General features: G+C 44.3%; 18 protein-coding genes. 8 read left to right on the top strand and 10 right to left on the bottom strand.

The window, feature by feature from the left end; all coding sequences use genetic code 11:
* Nucleotides 1-21: 21 nt before the first annotated feature.
* The 4 genes from NIES593_RS13605 to NIES593_RS13590 all read right to left on the bottom strand — a co-directional run bounded on the left by NIES593_RS13605 (nucleotide 22) and on the right by NIES593_RS13590 (nucleotide 3,167).
* Nucleotides 22-1,173: a DegT/DnrJ/EryC1/StrS family aminotransferase gene (locus NIES593_RS13605; RefSeq protein ID WP_073600095.1), complete on the bottom strand. Its 1,152-nt coding sequence runs from the start codon at nucleotides 1,171-1,173 to the stop codon at nucleotides 22-24.
* A gap of 86 nt (nucleotides 1,174-1,259) precedes the next feature.
* A complete protein-coding gene (locus NIES593_RS13600; protein ID WP_073600094.1) occupies nucleotides 1,260-2,165 on the bottom strand; it encodes an ABC transporter permease in 906 nt (301 codons plus the stop codon).
* Nucleotides 2,166-2,271: 106 nt separating this feature from the next.
* A complete protein-coding gene (gene psbV / locus NIES593_RS13595; protein WP_015144948.1) occupies nucleotides 2,272-2,757 on the bottom strand; it encodes a photosystem II cytochrome c-550 in 486 nt (161 codons plus the stop codon).
* 176 nt (nucleotides 2,758-2,933) lie between these two features.
* The gene (locus NIES593_RS13590) at nucleotides 2,934-3,167 is read right to left on the bottom strand and encodes a hypothetical protein (protein ID WP_073600093.1); all 234 of its coding nucleotides are present in this window, start codon (nucleotides 3,165-3,167) and stop codon (nucleotides 2,934-2,936) included.
* 84 nt (nucleotides 3,168-3,251) lie between these two features.
* Between NIES593_RS13590 and hisIE the strand changes: the two genes are divergently transcribed.
* On the top strand, nucleotides 3,252-3,902 hold the full coding sequence (hisIE, locus tag NIES593_RS13585) for a bifunctional phosphoribosyl-AMP cyclohydrolase/phosphoribosyl-ATP diphosphatase HisIE (RefSeq protein WP_073600092.1): 651 nt from the start codon (nucleotides 3,252-3,254) through the stop codon (nucleotides 3,900-3,902).
* A gap of 374 nt (nucleotides 3,903-4,276) precedes the next feature.
* Here the strand turns inward: hisIE and NIES593_RS13580 are convergent, their stop codons facing one another.
* Entirely contained in the window at nucleotides 4,277-5,509 is a 1,233-nt protein-coding gene (locus NIES593_RS13580) for an MFS transporter (RefSeq protein ID WP_073600091.1), read from the bottom strand.
* 88 nt (nucleotides 5,510-5,597) lie between these two features.
* Nucleotides 5,598-5,903, bottom strand: a complete 306-nt coding sequence (locus NIES593_RS13575) for a small RNA NsiR4-regulated ssr1528 family protein (RefSeq protein WP_073600090.1) — start codon at nucleotides 5,901-5,903, stop codon at nucleotides 5,598-5,600.
* Nucleotides 5,904-6,063: 160 nt separating this feature from the next.
* On the opposite strand from NIES593_RS13575, the gene NIES593_RS13570 reads away from it, so the two are divergent.
* Both NIES593_RS13570 and NIES593_RS13565 read left to right on the top strand, forming a co-directional pair.
* Nucleotides 6,064-6,486, top strand: a complete 423-nt coding sequence (locus tag NIES593_RS13570) for a BlaI/MecI/CopY family transcriptional regulator (protein WP_015144942.1) — start codon at nucleotides 6,064-6,066, stop codon at nucleotides 6,484-6,486.
* Nucleotides 6,486-7,343, top strand: a complete 858-nt coding sequence (locus NIES593_RS13565; protein WP_073600089.1) for a M56 family metallopeptidase — start codon at nucleotides 6,486-6,488, stop codon at nucleotides 7,341-7,343. Before NIES593_RS13570 ends, NIES593_RS13565 begins: the two co-directional genes overlap by 1 nt.
* Before the next feature lie 32 nt (nucleotides 7,344-7,375).
* Here the strand turns inward: NIES593_RS13565 and NIES593_RS13560 are convergent, their stop codons facing one another.
* The 3 genes from NIES593_RS13560 to NIES593_RS13550 form a co-directional block, all read right to left on the bottom strand.
* Nucleotides 7,376-8,149, bottom strand: a complete 774-nt coding sequence (locus NIES593_RS13560; RefSeq protein WP_073600088.1) for a hypothetical protein — start codon at nucleotides 8,147-8,149, stop codon at nucleotides 7,376-7,378.
* An 11-nt stretch (nucleotides 8,150-8,160) separates the two neighbouring features.
* On the bottom strand, nucleotides 8,161-8,991 hold the full coding sequence (locus tag NIES593_RS13555; RefSeq protein WP_073600087.1) for an EI24 domain-containing protein: 831 nt from the start codon (nucleotides 8,989-8,991) through the stop codon (nucleotides 8,161-8,163).
* A 98-nt stretch (nucleotides 8,992-9,089) separates the two neighbouring features.
* Nucleotides 9,090-10,349 (bottom strand): HhoA/HhoB/HtrA family serine endopeptidase, encoded by a 1,260-nt coding sequence (locus NIES593_RS13550; protein WP_073600086.1) that lies wholly within the window; start codon nucleotides 10,347-10,349, stop codon nucleotides 9,090-9,092.
* A gap of 597 nt (nucleotides 10,350-10,946) precedes the next feature.
* Here NIES593_RS13550 and NIES593_RS13545 point away from each other — a divergent pair.
* From NIES593_RS13545 to NIES593_RS13530, 4 genes are all read left to right on the top strand, one after another.
* Nucleotides 10,947-12,188 carry a DHH family phosphoesterase gene (locus NIES593_RS13545; RefSeq protein WP_073600085.1) on the top strand — a complete coding sequence of 414 codons (1,242 nt, stop codon included), beginning with the start codon at nucleotides 10,947-10,949 and terminating at the stop codon, nucleotides 12,186-12,188.
* A 54-nt stretch (nucleotides 12,189-12,242) separates the two neighbouring features.
* Nucleotides 12,243-12,743 (top strand): phosphohistidine phosphatase SixA, encoded by a 501-nt coding sequence (gene sixA, locus NIES593_RS13540; RefSeq protein WP_175561132.1) that lies wholly within the window; start codon nucleotides 12,243-12,245, stop codon nucleotides 12,741-12,743.
* 119 nt (nucleotides 12,744-12,862) lie between these two features.
* A complete protein-coding gene (locus NIES593_RS13535; protein ID WP_073600083.1) occupies nucleotides 12,863-14,044 on the top strand; it encodes a citrate synthase in 1,182 nt (393 codons plus the stop codon).
* Nucleotides 14,045-14,211: 167 nt separating this feature from the next.
* A complete protein-coding gene (locus NIES593_RS13530; RefSeq protein WP_073600082.1) occupies nucleotides 14,212-15,087 on the top strand; it encodes an MBL fold metallo-hydrolase in 876 nt (291 codons plus the stop codon).
* A gap of 237 nt (nucleotides 15,088-15,324) precedes the next feature.
* Here the strand turns inward: NIES593_RS13530 and NIES593_RS13520 are convergent, their stop codons facing one another.
* Nucleotides 15,325-15,585 carry a hypothetical protein gene (locus NIES593_RS13520; RefSeq protein WP_073600080.1) on the bottom strand — a complete coding sequence of 87 codons (261 nt, stop codon included), beginning with the start codon at nucleotides 15,583-15,585 and terminating at the stop codon, nucleotides 15,325-15,327.
* Nucleotides 15,586-15,810: 225 nt separating this feature from the next.
* On the opposite strand from NIES593_RS13520, the gene NIES593_RS13515 reads away from it, so the two are divergent.
* On the top strand, nucleotides 15,811-16,794 hold the full coding sequence (locus NIES593_RS13515) for a permease (RefSeq protein WP_073600079.1): 984 nt from the start codon (nucleotides 15,811-15,813) through the stop codon (nucleotides 16,792-16,794).
* Nucleotides 16,795-17,340: the final 546 nt, after the last annotated feature.

Here is a 17,340-nt window from a genome sequence, read left to right as displayed (position 1 = left end):
TTAGATTTAACAACAACCTTTTTAAATTGAAACCACTCTAGCGAGAGATGACAACTGGTCGCTAAGAAATTCGATCGGTTCGCGGCTCAACCCCGGATACATTGGCAAGGATAAAATGCGATCGCACAGCCGTTCGCTGCTGGGAAAATCGCCGATTTGATAGCCGAGATGTCGGCAGGCAGGTTGGAGATGGCAGGGAAGAGGGTAGTGAATGCCCGTTTGAATGCCGCTAGCTGCCAGTTGGTTCTGAATTTCATTGCGGTTTAAAGGGCAAGCTTCGCTAATTTGAATGACGTAGAGATGATAGACGTGTCCCGCGCCGCTTTGATTGGCGATCGCAGAGATTCCGAACGACTGTAGGGGTTGCAAGCGGCGATCGTACTCTTGGGCAGCTTGATAGCGCAAGCGATTCCACTTGGATAGATAGGGCAGTTTAACCTGAAGGATGGCGGCTTGGATCGTATCGAGACGGCTGTTTTTGCCCAGTTCGACATGGTAGTATTTGCTGGGCGCGCCGTAGTTGCGCAGGGTTCGGACTTTTTTGGCGATCGCTTCGTCGCGAGTCACTAACATGCCGCCATTGCCAAACGCGCCGAGATTTTTACTCGGATAAAAGCTAAAGGCGGCTGCGATTCCTACCGATCCAGCCGTGTAGCCTTCCCGTTGCGCTAAATGCGCTTGGGCAGCATCTTCAAAAATCAGTAGGTTATAGGCGCTAGCAAAATCTAATAACTGCCCTGGAGAAACCATCTGCCCGTATAAATGAACGGGGATAATCGCTTTGGTTTTGGCAGTAATTGCCTTAGCAGCCAAATTTAAATCGATGAGGGCGGTATCGGGGTCGCAATCGACTAAAATGGGGGTTGCTCCCGCTTGGATAACTCCCAGAATCGTGGCAATAAATGTATTGGCAGGAACGAGAATTTCGTCGCCTGCGCCGATGCCGCAAGCTTGCAAGCCAAGGGCGATCGCGTCGGTGCCCGATGCTACCCCGATGCCATGTTCGACTCCGCAAGCACGAGCAAAAGCCGTTTCAAACTCGCTCAAGGCATGACCCAGGATAAAATCTCCTCGCTCGATGACGCTTTTAATCGCTTGTTCTATGTCGGTTTGTAGCGGTTCGTGTTGCCAGGAAAGATCGACAAAAGGGACGATTACTGGGGTAGCGCTCATAAATAGGCAAAGTCGCGTTTATTTAATTTATATATTCTCAGAATTCCCTAGAATAACCTAAAAAATATCGAATAAGTTATCAAAGATTATCGCGTTTTTGGATCTAGGGCATCCCGCAAACCGTCGCCGATATAGTTGATACTCAGCACGGTCAAAAAGATTGCCAAACCGGGAAACAGTGCCATGTGAGGAGCCGAGGTCAGATAATTTTGAGCGTCGTACAACATTCTGCCCCAAGTAGGGACATCGGGCGGAAATCCCAATCCCAGAAAGCTGAGAGTCGATTCGGTAATGATGGCATTGCCAACCGCTAGGGTAGCGGCAACGATAATGACGTTAAGAACGTTGGGAAAGAGATGCATCCAGATTAATCGACTCGGACGCGCGCCTATGGCAGTAGCTGCCATGACGAATTCCATCTCCCGCAGTTTCAGGAAATTGGCTCGCACCAATCGCGCCACGGGCATCCAATTGAGTCCGCCAATGACCACAACAACCAGCAGAAAAATCCCGACTTCGGGGCCGGCGACCGCCCGAATCGCGTCTCGGAATAAATACACCACCAACAGCAATAAAGGTAACTGAGGCAGCGATAAAAATAAATCTGTCAGGCGCATCAGTACGCTATCGACAATTCCCCCATAAAATCCTGCGATCGCGCCGATAAACGTTCCCAAGAAGGTGGTCACTAACATGGCTGCGAGGGCAACGGTTAGAGAAACGCGCCCGCCAAACAATATCCTAGCTAGTAAATCCTGACCGAGATCGTTAGTGCCAAAAGGATGTTGCCAACTCGGAGGCGCGGCCGCTTGCCCGAAATCGATGCGATCGATAGGAGCAGTATAAATCAGCGGTCCAATGGCGATCGCAATGATAATACTCAACAGAACGACCGTTCCCAAGATAGCCATCCCATCTCGACGAAATCGCCGCCAAGTCTCCCACCAAAGGCTTCTCGCGCGATTGCTCTCTAAAATTTGGTCATTGGTCATTAACATTTATAGATTTTTAGAAAATTATAATAAAATCCCCCCAGCGAAAAACCAGGGGGAATTTTTGAGTCAACGTTGTAACGCCGAAATCGTCAACTTTCAAGAGTTAGAAATAAATCGTTCCTCCCCATCTCGGATCTAACTTCGGCGCGACTAACATATAGCCAGCGATGTTATAGATGTCATCTTCAGTGAAATTTTTTAGTTCTGGATAAAGATCGGGTCTGCTGACGTTGGGATGCTCCTCAGACAAATCGGTTTCTCCATCGTAGCTGGTGGGATGTTTGAGGTAATCGACTAAAGCTAAAAGATTATCGCGAGGAGGTTCTGCACCAGCCAAATCATCTAAACCCAAACTCACGTTGTTATTGGTCTTGGTCTTGCCTTGGAGGTGGCATTTCGTACAAGTTGAGTTAAATAGACGCTGACCTTCGGTCACTTCTTTAGAACTCAGGGTGACGGTTTCACCGGCTTCGTTTAAGGTGATAGTGCGCGTGGCTTCATCGAATTCCAAAGCCGATGCACCGCTAACGTGGAATTGAAATACAAAAAATACGGTTGCTATAACAACCCAAATGAATCTTTTTACCATTGTTCTCCCGAAAGAATTTAGTTCATTCATGGTACGTACTTAACTCAGTACCCTTCCAAACTTTGCTGTCTCGACTTTAGAGGCATCTTCTCAAACGCTTGCACTCATCGAATTTAGTCTCTCGCGAGCAGCGATCGCACCGTCAGATCCAGAGTTGGGAGCAGAACTCTTTCCTTTTAGTTTTTGAATCGGATCGTTCGGACAAAATGTGAGAGATAATTGCCAAGGCATTTTCCCAGGCTAAAAGCGCGTTGATTTATATCGGTAACTCCCAACCGACTGCACGGATAAAACGCTATTTTGACAGAGAGATTGTCTTCTACAGCAATGTCAGCGCGATCGGTTTGCCAAGCCAATAATCTCAACAGCAAAGCTTCTGAATGGGTATCATAAACTATCATGCCATTCATTGACACTCTCTATATCAAAGATAAGAGTCTTTATAAAGTACAATTTGGAAAGCACTACAGCTTTGTTGAGAGCTTACCAACACTATGTCTTCGACTCAGCCAACCTCGCTAACCCAAGCCCTCCCTATCGATGAAATTCGCTACAACGAGCAAGGATTAGTTCCCGCGATCGCTCAAGATTATCTCGATGGGACGGTTTTAATGATGGCATGGATGAATCGAGACTCTCTCCAAAAAACCCTAGAAACCGGCGAGGCATGGTATTGGAGTCGTTCGCGACAAGAATTGTGGCACAAAGGAGAAACTTCTGGACACATTCAAAAGGTGCGATCCATTCGCTATGACTGCGATAGCGATGCTCTATTACTCACCATCGAACAAATAGGCGATATCGCTTGTCATACAGGGGAAAGGAGTTGTTTTCATCGAGTAGATGGTATCAAGGATGCTCCGCCTGCCGATACTTTATCTGAAGTGTTTAAAGTTATTTGCGATCGCAGGGATAATCCAACTGAAAAATCTTATACCTGTCAGCTATTGGCAGGCGGAGATAATAAAATTCTCAAAAAAATTGGCGAAGAAGCGTCAGAAGTCGTGATGGCATGTAAGGACGACGATAAAGACGCGATCGCTTCTGAAGTAGCCGATCTGTTTTATCATGCCCTGGTCGCTTTGGCTTATCATCAGGTCGATCTTAGAGATGTTTATCGCAAGTTACAAGAACGGCGACGATAAAATCTTAATTATTAATTAGTAACAGAAGTTACGCACTCAAACCCAAATTTGTCATTGGAGAGCGATGTGAGCCGAAGCGCTGCGTAGCCCTCAGCGATAGCGAAGGGGAAGAATCTCTTAGGGGTTTGAGATGCTTCACTATTGCTATTGCATGACGGGTGAGTGCGTAAGTCCTATTCGTGAAAATTTTCTTGTAATTGTTAGCAGCTTTTGAGATAATTTTTTAAAGGATATTTTTTATAATAGAAAAATTTGCCTCACAATAAAAACACATAAATGCCCATTATTTAAAATATAAGACAGAAAATCAAAAAAGTAAAGCAAAACGCTACAAAAAATTGGGCGCAAATTATATAGAAAAAAAATTGAGAAAATTAGCGCTCGCTTTTTAAAATTCGGTTGAGGGATCTCAAAATCAAGATGCCGATACCAATACTAGCAGCAGAAGCCAACCAAAAACCATGGGCAAAACTGGGAGAGCGATCGAGTGCCCATCCTCCCAGTGGTGGACCAATTAAATAACCAATTGCCCAGCATTGAGAATTAATGGATAAATAAATTCCTCTCAAAGACGGAGGCGATAAATCGACAACGAGGGCAGAAGCAGAAGGCGTATAGGCTACCGTAGCCACTGCCAAAACTCCTAGCGCTAAAATTGCCCAGACTAAAGCATGAGTTGTGGAAATTCCTGTCAGCCAAACTAAGATAAATCCGACTCCCCAAAACAGAAGAGAAAAGATCAAAGCCTCGATGCGGCTAAAGCGGTTAAGAAATCTCGCGACGGGTAACTGACAGAGGGCACTAAAGACGATATGCCAACTAAAAATAAGACTAATTATCGTGGGAGAAAATCCTCTTCCCGAAACAAAATTTTTGAAATAGAGAGGCATCGTGCTCTGTATTTGAGAGACATAAGTAGTAAAAATAACGTTAACAATAGAGTAAATTATTAAACGGCGATCGCTTAATGCAACTAACCATCCTCGACTCGGATCGCGTTGGCGTTCGTGAAATTGGTAAGTTTCAGAAATGGCAACATAAACGATAGCAAAAAAAACAAGAAAAGAAATGCCATCGATAATAAACAAAGTGCGATAATTACCTGAAAAAGCTATAGAGGCACCGCCCAAAACGACTCCCAATCCCAAACCAATACTATCGGCTAAGCGAGTAATGGCAAACGCTTCATTTCGCTGTTCGATGGTGGTTAAATCGGCAACAGCGGCTTCCGTAGCGGGCCAATATAAACCGATTCCCAACCCCATCAATAAATTGCCAATGACTAGCATGGGAAAATTATAGGTAAGCGCCAAAACGACATCTGCGATCGCAGAAATAGCGGCAGAAAGCAATAAAGTCTTTCTGCGTCCCCACCACTGAGAATCCGAAAACGATCCCCCTAAAAAACGTCCGACTATCCCAGAAATCGAGCCACTTCCTAAAGCAATTCCGACAGTCGTGGCAGATAAACCAACTTGATTGACGAAAAAAATTGGCGCATAAAATAGTGTAAAACCCGTGCCAATTTGAGAGATCGATCGACCGGCTGCAAGAATCCAGATTTTAAAATTTAGGTGGGGGAATTGGAAGAACCGACGTTCGGACATGGTATTGCGATCGCAGAGTTTGAGTAGCACATCTTTAAGATCCTAAATGCCGAACGTCCCTTCAGGCGATTCCTCTCAATCTTATAGGTTATTTATTGCCATAAAAAAAGGCGATTTCTTTCTCTTTTAGAGGGGCAAAACCAGCATCAGTTAACATTTGATTTAATTCATCTTTAGCAATATGCTTGGAACCAATTCTAACGATTCGCGATCGCATTGTATTGCTAACGCCGCTACGCTGTCTGTTAGCTTCTAGTGCCATGACTTTGTTGTAGAGTTCTAGTTTTTCAGTCGGGATGGGAGTGCCATCGAGATCGATTCCTTTGGCGATAGCGGCATCTACCGCATCAGCGCCAGTCGTATTTTGTGACGATGCTTGGGTTTCAGCAGACATGTTAGTGTAGTTAAAAGGGACGAAGCCATTCTATCAGGAACGTTAACCCTCTAAAATTAAATTGGCTTAACGATCGATTAACGAAATCGATCGCGCGATCGACGATCTGATTTATCGCCTTTAACCAGGCATCATTAAACAGCAAACGAAAACAAGAAATATGTCTCCGTTACCTGATTATCGCCCCAGACAACTGTCTCTGGGCCCTTTAGAAACAGAAATTTTAAACATTGTTTGGGAACTGGGTTGCGCGACTGTCAAAGAAGTTCACGAGCGAATTTTATCCGATCCAGACCGAGAATTAGCTTATACCTCAGTCACCACCGTTCTCAATCGTTTAACTAACAAAGGATGGTTGTCTTGTTATAAAAAAGGGCGCGTTTTTTATTGGGAACCTTTGGTATCTCGCGAAGAAGCGCGGGCAATTAAATCTTACGAACAGTTGCATCAATTTTTAGCCGTTAGTAATCCCGATATTGTAGCTTCTTTTGCCGATAGCCTGGATACAGCCAGTCTCGAACAACTAGAAGCGATTGCGTCCCGTTTAGAAAAAATTCGTCGCCAAAGAGAGGAACAAAAATAATGCATGCATTGATGATTTTGTTGGCCTTGGGATTGGCTTTTAGTATTAGATTACTGTCGTTCAAGCTGTTAAGAAACTTGGGAAAATCCTGGCAGCGATCGCTATTTCTATTTCTTTTTCCTCCCTTACTATTGCTGATGACGGCTGTAGCAGTATCGTGCATGGGATATAAAGGCACAATGCTAGGCTGGAGAGCAAGCTGGTTGAGCTATATTCTAGCTATAGGGTTTGTTACTTTTGCAGGCATTTTAGTTATTAAGTTATCCTATCAAGCGTGGCAATCTCGACAAAAAATTTGTGCCTATCCCCAGCAAATAGTAGAAGGAAAAATAGCCAGAATTTTAGAGACAAATTTTCCTTACAGTGCCCAAATTGGTTTTTTAAATCCTGAATTAGTTATAAGTAAGGGACTTTTAAATATCCTCGATCGCGAACATATCATAGCTGTATTAGCTCACGAACAAGCTCATTATAATAATCGAGATACTTTTTGGTTTTTCTGGTTAGGTTGGTTGCGATCGCTAACGTTTTGGTTGCCGAATACAGAATCTCTTTGGCAAGAACTTTTATTATTAAGAGAACTAAGAGCAGATCGGCAAGCAATTCAACAAGTAGATTCTTTGCTTCTAGCGGAATCGCTCCTGTTAGTTGCCCAACAAGTTAGTCAATCTTCATTCATAGATATATCAGCTAGTTTTTGTGCTGCTCTAAGCGATCCAACTTCTCATAGCCGTTTAAAAGAACGAATCGATCTTATTCTTAGCGAAGATAGTTCTTATCTGACTTATAATTGGTGGCATTGGAGTTGGATATTTTTTGTTTTGCTTCCTTTAGTAACTGTGCCATTGCATTATTAACTCAATAATCTTTGCTCGATCGTTTACGTTTTTTACAATCTAGATGGATAAAGTTTTTCGACTTTATCTTCAGTAGCATTTTTTAGAGAAATTGCTTGAGTTTTGTCAGGTGAAGGCGCTAGATCTTGATACCTTATAAATTTGAGATTATCGAAACCTATAGATAAATGAACGGGCGACATATTCCTCAAACTATTCTGAATTTCTCGTTCGATCTTTTTGATTTTTTTATCATCAACTTTGCCTTTGATAACGCCAATCCGCATATAGCAATCATTATCTACTGAATTGGGGTGCTTATGATATTTATGGAGTAAGTTAAAATTTTGGCATTCTAGACGAAAGCAATCGAGATCGCGAGAAATTTTTCTTTCTCTCAACGACCATCCGATCGATACGGCAATATTTCCTAGAAATTGAAAAGAACGTTCAAAGGGATGCTTATTTTGACTTAAAAAACCATAGTCGATCTTTGGATCGTAGCCACCGATCTTCACATGAATGGGCAAGCGATCGCTCTGACGAACATAATTGATAAAATCAGCTAACTTAATATATCTTTCTTCACCCCGATGCTCTAAAAACCACTTGCTTAGGATGCCTTTTTCTGTTTTCAATCCTTCACATCCAATAATTGTGGCGTGTACTTGTTCGAGGGGATAACATTCAAAACTATTATCCAGCGCTTCTGAAATGCGTGTTTGTAAGGATTCAGTGAATGATTTTAAGGCAGTTGGTTTAGTGCCATAAAAGGCTACCAAACTGACATTTGGAGTATTGGGAATCGAGATCGTTTGACTTAACATAAATTAGCTAATTAGCCCTTAGCATTATCAACAGACCGAAAACGCTTGGGCAAAATGCGATCGCAAAAAAACAATGTTCCCGAAGCAACGCACAAAGGAATCGTTACTAGATTGACTAAGGGAATACTAATCAATCCCAAACAAACTAAACTAAAACCAGCACTGGCGGGCAAACTGCCAAAAACAACGCTCAACTTGTCTCGAAAGCTCAAGCGTCGGCGTTCTAGGGGAGCGTCCAAAAAATCGAGACAAACAATCGTTCCCGTCAGGATTATGCCACCAACTGTAGAGATTGCCGTACCAACTCCCGGCAGAAAATTTAATAAAAATAAAGGGATTCCTATGCAGACGAGGAGTACCAGTTTTTTCAATTCAAACAAGATTGCCCGCCCAATATCCCGAAAAATTCCGACCTCTATCACCTGTAGCTTACCCGTGCGGATTTTCTCTAACTCTTCTGATAGTTTTCCATACCAAGGTGCTCCCAAAGTTACCCCCACTTGAATCAACAAAAAGCCCGTGACGATGAATAACACGATAATCAACAGCAGGTGCAGTAAAAAACCCAACCCAACAATAAGATACTCTAAAATCCCTAACCAAGCGGGAAGATTAGCAATTAATAAATCGATCCAATTGGAGAGATAAGTGATGAGATCCTGGACTACCTGCCAGCCTAAATATAGAGAGCCTGCATATAAAATAATGCCCAGAAAAAAATTGAGCAAAATTGGAACGATTAAATAACCCCACAGACGAGGCGTGCGTCGAAAAACTGCCAGGGCGCGAAAAGGATAAGAAGCTCCCGAAAGGAAGCCAAATCCGCTGAGAACTTGTCGCATAGAGAGAAATTAAGGGTTGGAAGTTAGACGTAGGGACAAGACAATACCTTGTCCCTAGAGGAGATCGGAATTTTGTCTGTGCTTCCTTTTTCCAGCTACTAACCTTGAGCTTGTCGAGTTGGGAATACTCCCACTCTAGCATTCAAATTTACCGTTCTCCCATCGCGTTCTACTGCTATGGACAACTCATTGCCTACTGCTGTTTTCTCGACAGTATCTTGAACTTGACTGGGCGTGCTGACAGATTGACCATTAATTGTTTGGATAACATCGCCTGCCCTCAATCCCGCACGAGCAGCTGGAGAATTGCGAACGACTCTGACAATCAATACTCCTTGGTCGGCATTGATGGTCAACCCCTCGTTTTCTTGTAACGTTTGCTTGAGTTCTGGGGTAATCTCTGCCATTTGAATGCCCAGATACGCATGCTCGACCTTCCCTTTGGCGATCAATTGTTCGGCAATCTGCGTTGCTCTATCGATGGGAATGGCAAAACCGAGACCTTGAGCGCCACGAATAATTGCGGTATTGATGCCCACTACTTCTCCCTTGGCATTCAGTAGAGGACCGCCAGAGTTACCGGGATTGATCGCCGCGTCGGTTTGAATGAAATTGACTCGCTTATCGCCGACGCCGATTTGGGAACTATTGCGACCCGTACCGCTAATAATCCCCGTGGTGACAGTGTTATCTAATCCTAAAGGATTTCCGATCGCGATCGCCCACTCTCCGACTTGGAGTGCGTTTGAGTCGCCCAACTTCACGGTCGGCAAATTCTCTGCTTCTACTTTGACAACCGCTACATCCGTCAGATCGTCTGTCCCCAACACTTTACCCGTTAGAGTGCGACCGTCTTTGAGGGTTACGGTAACTCGATCCGCGCCATCGACTACGTGGGCATTCGTCAAAATCTGACCGTTGGCGCTAACAATAAAGCCGGAACCTATGCCTCTCTGAATCTGCCGCTCTGGAGAAGAAGGAATTGCATCCCCAAAGAAGCGACGGAAAAACGGGTCGTCGAACATCTCTGGCACTTGTGTTCGTACCGTGCGCGAGGCATCAATTCTAACTACCGCCGGACCGACTCGATTGACTACCTCGCTCACAAAGTTAGTGGGAGCGGCGATCGCGGGAGTAGAATCTTCTTGAGAGTTCTCATTATTCTGAGCTAAAGCTGAAGTCCCCAGCGTACGCGTCAACATTGGCGAACCGACGGCAATATATACTCCTCCTACTCCCATTCCTGCTCCTAACAGCAGCAGCGATAGGTAGGTTGCCATTCTCTTCGCGGGAGAGAAGCGAGAGCCAGAAAAAGAAGATTGATGGGGAAGTTCCGAATCAAAAGAAGCTCGTTTCATAGTATTTGAATCGTCTCGCATACCCTATAGCTTCGGGTCACTAGGAGAAGAAATGTCAGCTCAGCAGTGTGAGGAGTGTCGTTTGAGGAAAACGGCTAGAGCGCTTGAGCTGACATTTCTTACTGTAGATGAGGGATATGAACTTTCTGTGACAATATTGTGAATTTTACATGACAAGTTCATGTCCTGACTATATTTTAATCAAAGATTATGGCGGGCGCCTCCTGCCAACATTAAGGTAAATTACCAATCCTGGCGAATTGATATTACCAATCTCCAATACAATAACAAACTATTGAGTTTAGGCTATGATAAAAACAATCGCCTCAGAAGTCGAACGATATTGAATTTGTGTGAGTGCTGCGCTGCCGATCGCGTCCGGCTGTCGTGTCGGTTAACCCGACTCCCTTTCTACAGAAATTTTTGTATAAACTATATCGTAAATAGTTTGAGCTGTCTTTAATCTTATCGCTCAAGGAAAATAAATCGATGAAATCCATCACTCGACAGGTGAGTTAGTTTTAGACTAGAAGCAGGTTATATAATTCTTCAATTATTACAGGAAAACGGCTGAGTCTTTTTTAAAATTCTTTTCAAATGACTTCAAATTTACTTACTCCTCTCGATCGCAACAATTCCACCGATTCAGAAGTCAAAGCAGATGCAGCAGTTGTCGATCGGCACAAAGAAACGGCTGCTTTGACCTTCGAGCGAGAAAGCCATGCTGCATCTATCAGACCGATCGCAGAAAAACTGAAGCAGACGCTAGAAAGGCATCGAGGCGAATATCAGATCGTCGTCATCCAAGATTTTCCCGATCCAGATGCCCTCTCTAGCGCTTGGGCGTATCAACTGATCGCCCAGCAGTACGACATCCAATGCGACATTGTTTATGCAGGAACCCTTTCCCATCAAGAGAATATTGCCTTGGTAAAATTAACGGAGTTACCGGCAAAACGGTGGGGCGTACAGACTCTCAAAGATCGGGACTTATCCGTTTATCAAGGATGCGTTTTGGTAGACAGTCAAGGAACGACTAGCCAACTTATCCCCTTGGTAAAACAGGCAAAAATCCCCTTTGTTGTCGTCATCGATCACCACACCCAGCAAGGAGAAATAGAGGCAGAATTTATCGACGTGCGCCCGCAAATCCGAGCTACGGCTACGATTTTGACCCAATACATCCAGGCGGGACTGTTAACCTTTAACAGTAACAACAAAGCCCACGTTAAATGCGCCACTGCTTTGATGCACGGCGTGCGCTCCGATACCAATGGTTTACTACAAGCGCAGGAAGAAGATTTACTAGCAGCAGCCTATCTAAGCCGATTTTACGACTGCCAGTTGCTCAGTGCCGTTCTACAATCAGCGCGATCGCGACACGTAATGGATGCGATCGAGCGAGCGCTAAAAAATCGCAAGCTCAAAAATAACTTTTCTATCGCTGGGGTGGGCTATTTGCGCTATGACGATCGCGATGCTATTCCCCAGGCGGCTGATTTCCTCGCCACCGAAGAAAACGTCCACACTGCCGTCGTCTATGGGATCGTTCACGATGAAGACAACGACATAGAAGTTATTATCGGTTCCCTGAGAACTACCAAACTGACGCTCGATCCGGACGAATTCCTCAAACAAGCCCTCGGTAAAGACAGCCAGGGGCGCTATTATGGCGGCGGACGCAATATGGCGGGAGGATTTGAAATTCCCATCGGCTTCTTGAGCGGCAGCAACGACAATGCCGAATACACTAAGCTTAAATGGGAAGTCTTTGACAATCAAATCAAGCAAAAATTCTTACGCTTGGTCAACCCCGACGATAAAGTGATTCATACTTAATTGTTATTAGTCATTAGTCATCTGTCCTTTGTACCTGCTCACTGGTAACCGATCGTGGAACTCTACCTCATCCGCCACGGGATTGCTGGCGATCGCGATCCCCTTAAGTATCCTAACGATGAAGAACGACCCCTGACGGATAAAGGTCGTCTAAGGACGCAGCAAGTCGCCCAACGCTTGTATGATATTGGGGTGCGATTCGATTTAATTTTGACCAGTCCGCTAGTGCGGGCGTATCAAACGGCTGAGATTTTGCAAAAAGCAGGTTTGTGCGATCGCCTAGAAGAATTTGCTGCCCTAGCTCCCGATGGCGATGTACGGGTTTGGGCGAACTGGTGGTTGGAATCTCGATACAATAAAGGAAATAGCTGTCTTGCTCTAGTAGGTCATCAACCGGACTTGGGAAATTGGGCAGAAATTTTAGTGTGGGGAAGTCCGAAAGAAAAGTTAGTGGTGAAAAAAGCAGGTGTTATCGGCTTGCTCCTGCCCGATGGAGAAAACCCTCTAGGCAACAGCGAATTATTTTTACTGACCTCGCCCAAATGGCTGCTCTAGGCTCCAAATAATGCTCTAGATAATAAACAATCATTAAAGCATTTCGGTAAAACCGAAGACACTAGAGCATCTTGAGGTAAGTTAGCTTCAGGTAGTAGAAACACGTCACGATTAGAACCATGACAACAGCTTGCGAATATAAACCCGGCTTGGAAGGAATTCCAGCCGCTCAATCTAGCGTCAGTTATATAGACGGAAAGAAGGGAATTCTTGAATATCGCGGGATTCCAATCGAGGAACTCGCCGTCAAAAGTACTTTTCTCGAAGTAGCCTATCTCTTGATTTGGGGTAAACTACCGACTAAAGAGGAACTCGCCGCGTTTGAAACAGAAATCCGCTACCATCGACGCATCAAGTATCGCATTCGCGACATGATGAAATGCTTCCCGGAAACGGGACACCCGATGGATGCGCTGCAAACCTCTGCGGCAGCGCTAGGACTATTTTACTCCCGTCGAGCCTTAGATGACCAAGCTTATATCCGAGCGGCAGTCGTGCGCCTGCTGGCTAAAATTCCAACCATGGTGGCAGCGTTTCATATGATGCGTCGGGGGAACGATCCCATTCAACCCAACGACAATCTGGACTATTCTGCTAACTTTTTATACATGCTCACCGAGCGGATTCCCGATCCTCAAGAAGCCGAGATTTTCGACCGTTGTCTGATTCTCCACGCCGAGCATACCATGAATGCTTCTACCTTCTCGGCAAGGGTGACGGCTTCGACTTTAACCGACCCCTATGCCGTGATTGCTTCTGCTGTGGGAACGCTAGCCGGACCGCTGCATGGGGGAGCCAATGAAGAAGTTCTCGAAATGCTTGAAGAAATCGGCTCGGTAGATAATGTCCGCCCTTATGTAGAAAAGTGCCTAAAGCAAAATCCCAAACATAAATTTATGGGTTTTGGACATCGCGTTTGGAAAGTTAAAGATCCCCGCGCAATTATGTTGCAAAATTGGGCAGAAGAGCTTTTTGAAAAGAAGGGTCGCGACGAGTATTACGACGTTGCTATCAAGTTAGAAAAGGTCCTTGTAGAAGAGAAAGGGTTTGGAGAACGAGGAATTTATCCCAATGTAGATTACTACTCCGGTTTGGTTTATCGCAAGTTGGGAATTCCTAACGACCTGTTTACGCCTATCTTTGGCATCTCGCGAGTTGCCGGTTGGCTAGCCCATTGGAAAGAGCAATTAGAAGTTAACCGGATCTACCGTCCTACGCAGATTTATACTGGCGATCACGCTCTATCTTATATTCCTATGGAAGAGCGCGTTGTTTCTCTACAACGAAATGGCAAGAATTAAAATCAATAACTGAAGTTGACATAGGTTGAGTTTAGGCTGGGGCGATCGCTCTCGATTGTGAAGTGCGATCGCTTTAATTTTGTTGCTTCATGAAATAAACCGTATTCATAACGACTACATTTATGGGCTAGAATAGACGCAAGACTTTTAAAGGGTTAGAGAAAATAATGGCTCAGCTCAAACAGCGACGTTCTGAAAACGTCGATGGTAACTTTTATGTCGATTCCACCTGCATCGACTGCGATACTTGTCGCTCGATAGCACCAGAAATATTTAATCGTTCGGGAGAACAGTCAGCTGTCTATCATCAACCCGCCAATGAAATAGAACGATTGCATGCCATGCAAGCGCTGTTGTCCTGTCCGACAGCTTCTATTGGCACGGTAGAAAAACCTAAAGATATCAAAGCTGCTCAGCAAAGCATTCCCATTCTTATCGAAGAGAATGTTTATCACTGCGGCTATCATTCTGAGCATTCCTACGGTGCGGCTAGTTACTTAATTCAGCGTTCAGATGGTAATATTTTGGTCGATTCGCCTCGCTATGCGCCCCCTTTAGTTAAACGACTAGAGGAAATGGGAGGAGTGCGCTACATGTATCTAACCCATCGAGATGACGTAGCCGATCATCGAAAATTTAGAGAGCATTTTAACTGCGATCGCATTCTCCACGCAGATGACATTACATCGAGTACCAAAGATATAGAAATTCAACTGACGGGAACCAAACCAATAGAATTAGCTCCAGACGTATTAATTATTCCCGTTCCCGGACATTCCAAAGGTCACACGGTTCTACTCTATCGCCAAAAATTCTTGTTTACAGGCGATCATCTGGCTTGGTCTCCCTATTTGAAGCATCTTTATGCGTTTCCTCGCTATTGCTGGTACTCTTGGTCAGAACAGGTCAAGTCCATGCATCAATTAGCCAACTACACCTTTGAGTGGGTTTTACCCGGTCACGGTCGCCGCTATCATGCCGATGCCGAAACGATGCATCAACAAATGCAACAGTGTCTTGCTTGGATGGAAGCAGTTAACTAAACTAAAATCGATTTGATAACGCTGCTCGATCCAGATTTGCTCGGATGCTGCAACAATCGTAAATTAGGGAAATGATACCAATTTGAAATAAGAAGGCGACAGATGAATTTACACAATTCAATCGTAGAAAGGGTTTCCCAATCCAAAATCTGCGTCTGAGCAGTCGCCGCACGCCGCTGGAATTGATTTCCAGCACAACGGCGACCAAAATCCTTTCATCCAAAATGGTATGACATTTTAGGCGTAGCGATTAATTTCTTCTTGCAACCAAGGATCGACGGGTTGTCCGTCTTTGCGGCGCAGTTCGATTTCAACCATCGTCCTCATATTCGCTCCTGGTGGCGCGGGTTGTGGATGGAAAATAATGTCGTAGGCGTTGGGATCTTGATTGCGTTCTTTGAGCCAATCGTGGACTTTAATCGTACAGAAAAACGATTGTCCTTGCTCGAACATGCGACCGATTTGCATTCGTAGGCTGTAAGGATTGATGCGAGCCATACTTTTACTTGGTGATGGGTTGTAGATCTATGCTAGCTCTACTTGAAATTGAGATAACAACCAAGTATTACCAATTCTCAATTCGCAATTATCAGTTCGCAATTAGTCAACTGTCCTCTGTGTAAGGCTTTTTCCTTGAGCATCTGTAGCATTCTTTTTTAGAAATGGTATAAGCTTGTTTTTCAAACCCGATGCTCGATATAGCGACTTGCCCGCTTTAGTAACATGATCCAGCTCAGTTACGCTTTTACCTTGTTTTTGAGCCTATTCTTAGAAGCGCTTCCCTTCCTGTTGTTGGGAATTTTTGTGTCTAGTTGGTTGCTAGTATTTGCCGATGAGCATCGATTAGCTACCAAGTTTCCTCGTCGTCCGATTATAGGCGCGATCGTCGGTAGTTGGTTAGGATTGATAGTCCCGGTAGGTCAGTACGGCAATATCCCCGTAACGCGACGGCTGCTGTTGCAGGGAATTCCTAAATCGGTAGCGATGAGTTTTCTGATTGCCGCACCTACGATTAATCCGATCGTTCTCTGGATTACTTGGAAAGCCTTTCCGGAGCAACCGGGAATGATTTTCTTTCGGGTTTTGTTTGCCTGGGTTATGGCAGTCGTCATTGCTTGTATCTTTAGTACCTATAACGACAAGCTTCCTTCAGGTGGAGAAGCCAACGGGATCGAAAGTCGCTCTCCCTTGCTGCGATCGGGTACTTTCTTGCTATCGCCCGTACCAAGCCAGCCTTTACAGGAAATAGAAAATTTAGATGAGGGCGATCGCGCAGCGACAACAACTAAAAAATCTCGAAAATTAGCTGCCAACCTTTTTGTAGAAAATACCGTGCGAGAATTGATAGAGTTAAGCATTTTTCTGGTTTTAGGCTGTGCGATCGCCTCGATTTGTCAAGTTTTTTTTCCTCAAGAGGCGCTTCTGAATTGGGCAAAAACTCCCGCTACACAAATTTTGGTCATGCTGCTGCTTGGAACCGTTCTTTCAGTTGGTTCGACAGCCGATGTATTCTTTATTAGCTTTTTAAATGCTACTTTTTTAAGAGGAGCGCTGCTGGCATTTTTGCTATTTAGTTCGATTATCGATCTTAAAGCAATTCCTTTGATGCTATCAACATTTCGAGCTAAATTTGTGCTTTATTTACTAATTTTGGCAGGTCTATTGACTTTTCTATTAACTGTATTTCTCGATTTTTACGCTGGCTAGCTCGATCGCTCCAGCCACGATCGCACGAATAATTACCTATTCTTTGTTTTGTAGCGATCCCCATAATGTAAACTTTAGTTGCAATCTCTAGAAGCGACAAGAATGGAATGCTAAATTAAAAATTGAAGCTAAACAAGCTTCCCTGGCAGATAAACTTGCAAGGTTCGATAGTTCAATTAATAGGAGAAAAACCTGTTTAAGTTCGCATCTGTCTCGTTAACCAACAATAGCAGCAATCAACTTAAGCACTCGTATTTCCTCAGCTAAAAAGAAAGGGAGCCAGGTATCTGAAACTAAATTTCAGTACAACTCCAGGGATGATTGAGATAAGAGAGGAAAAAAGCTGGGAGCTTATGCTTGGTTGCTGTTATTGTTATTTAGATCGGTTGTTGGATAAAAGGATTAGGGATTGGTCATTAGTTAGTGGTTAGTCGTTAGTCGTTAATTGTTTCCCCATCTCCTCCCCTATCTCTCCACACCCCTTGTCCCTTGTTCCCCTCAACCTAAGTTAAAAGTTAATAATTACAAAAATTAACAGAAAGCCGA

Origin of the sequence: Hydrococcus rivularis NIES-593 (assembly GCF_001904635.1) — a bacterium.
GTDB lineage: Bacteria > Cyanobacteriota > Cyanobacteriia > Cyanobacteriales > Microcystaceae > Hydrococcus > Hydrococcus rivularis.
Note: the sequence above shows the minus strand (reverse complement) of the source record. Positions and strands in the feature narration are given on the sequence as shown.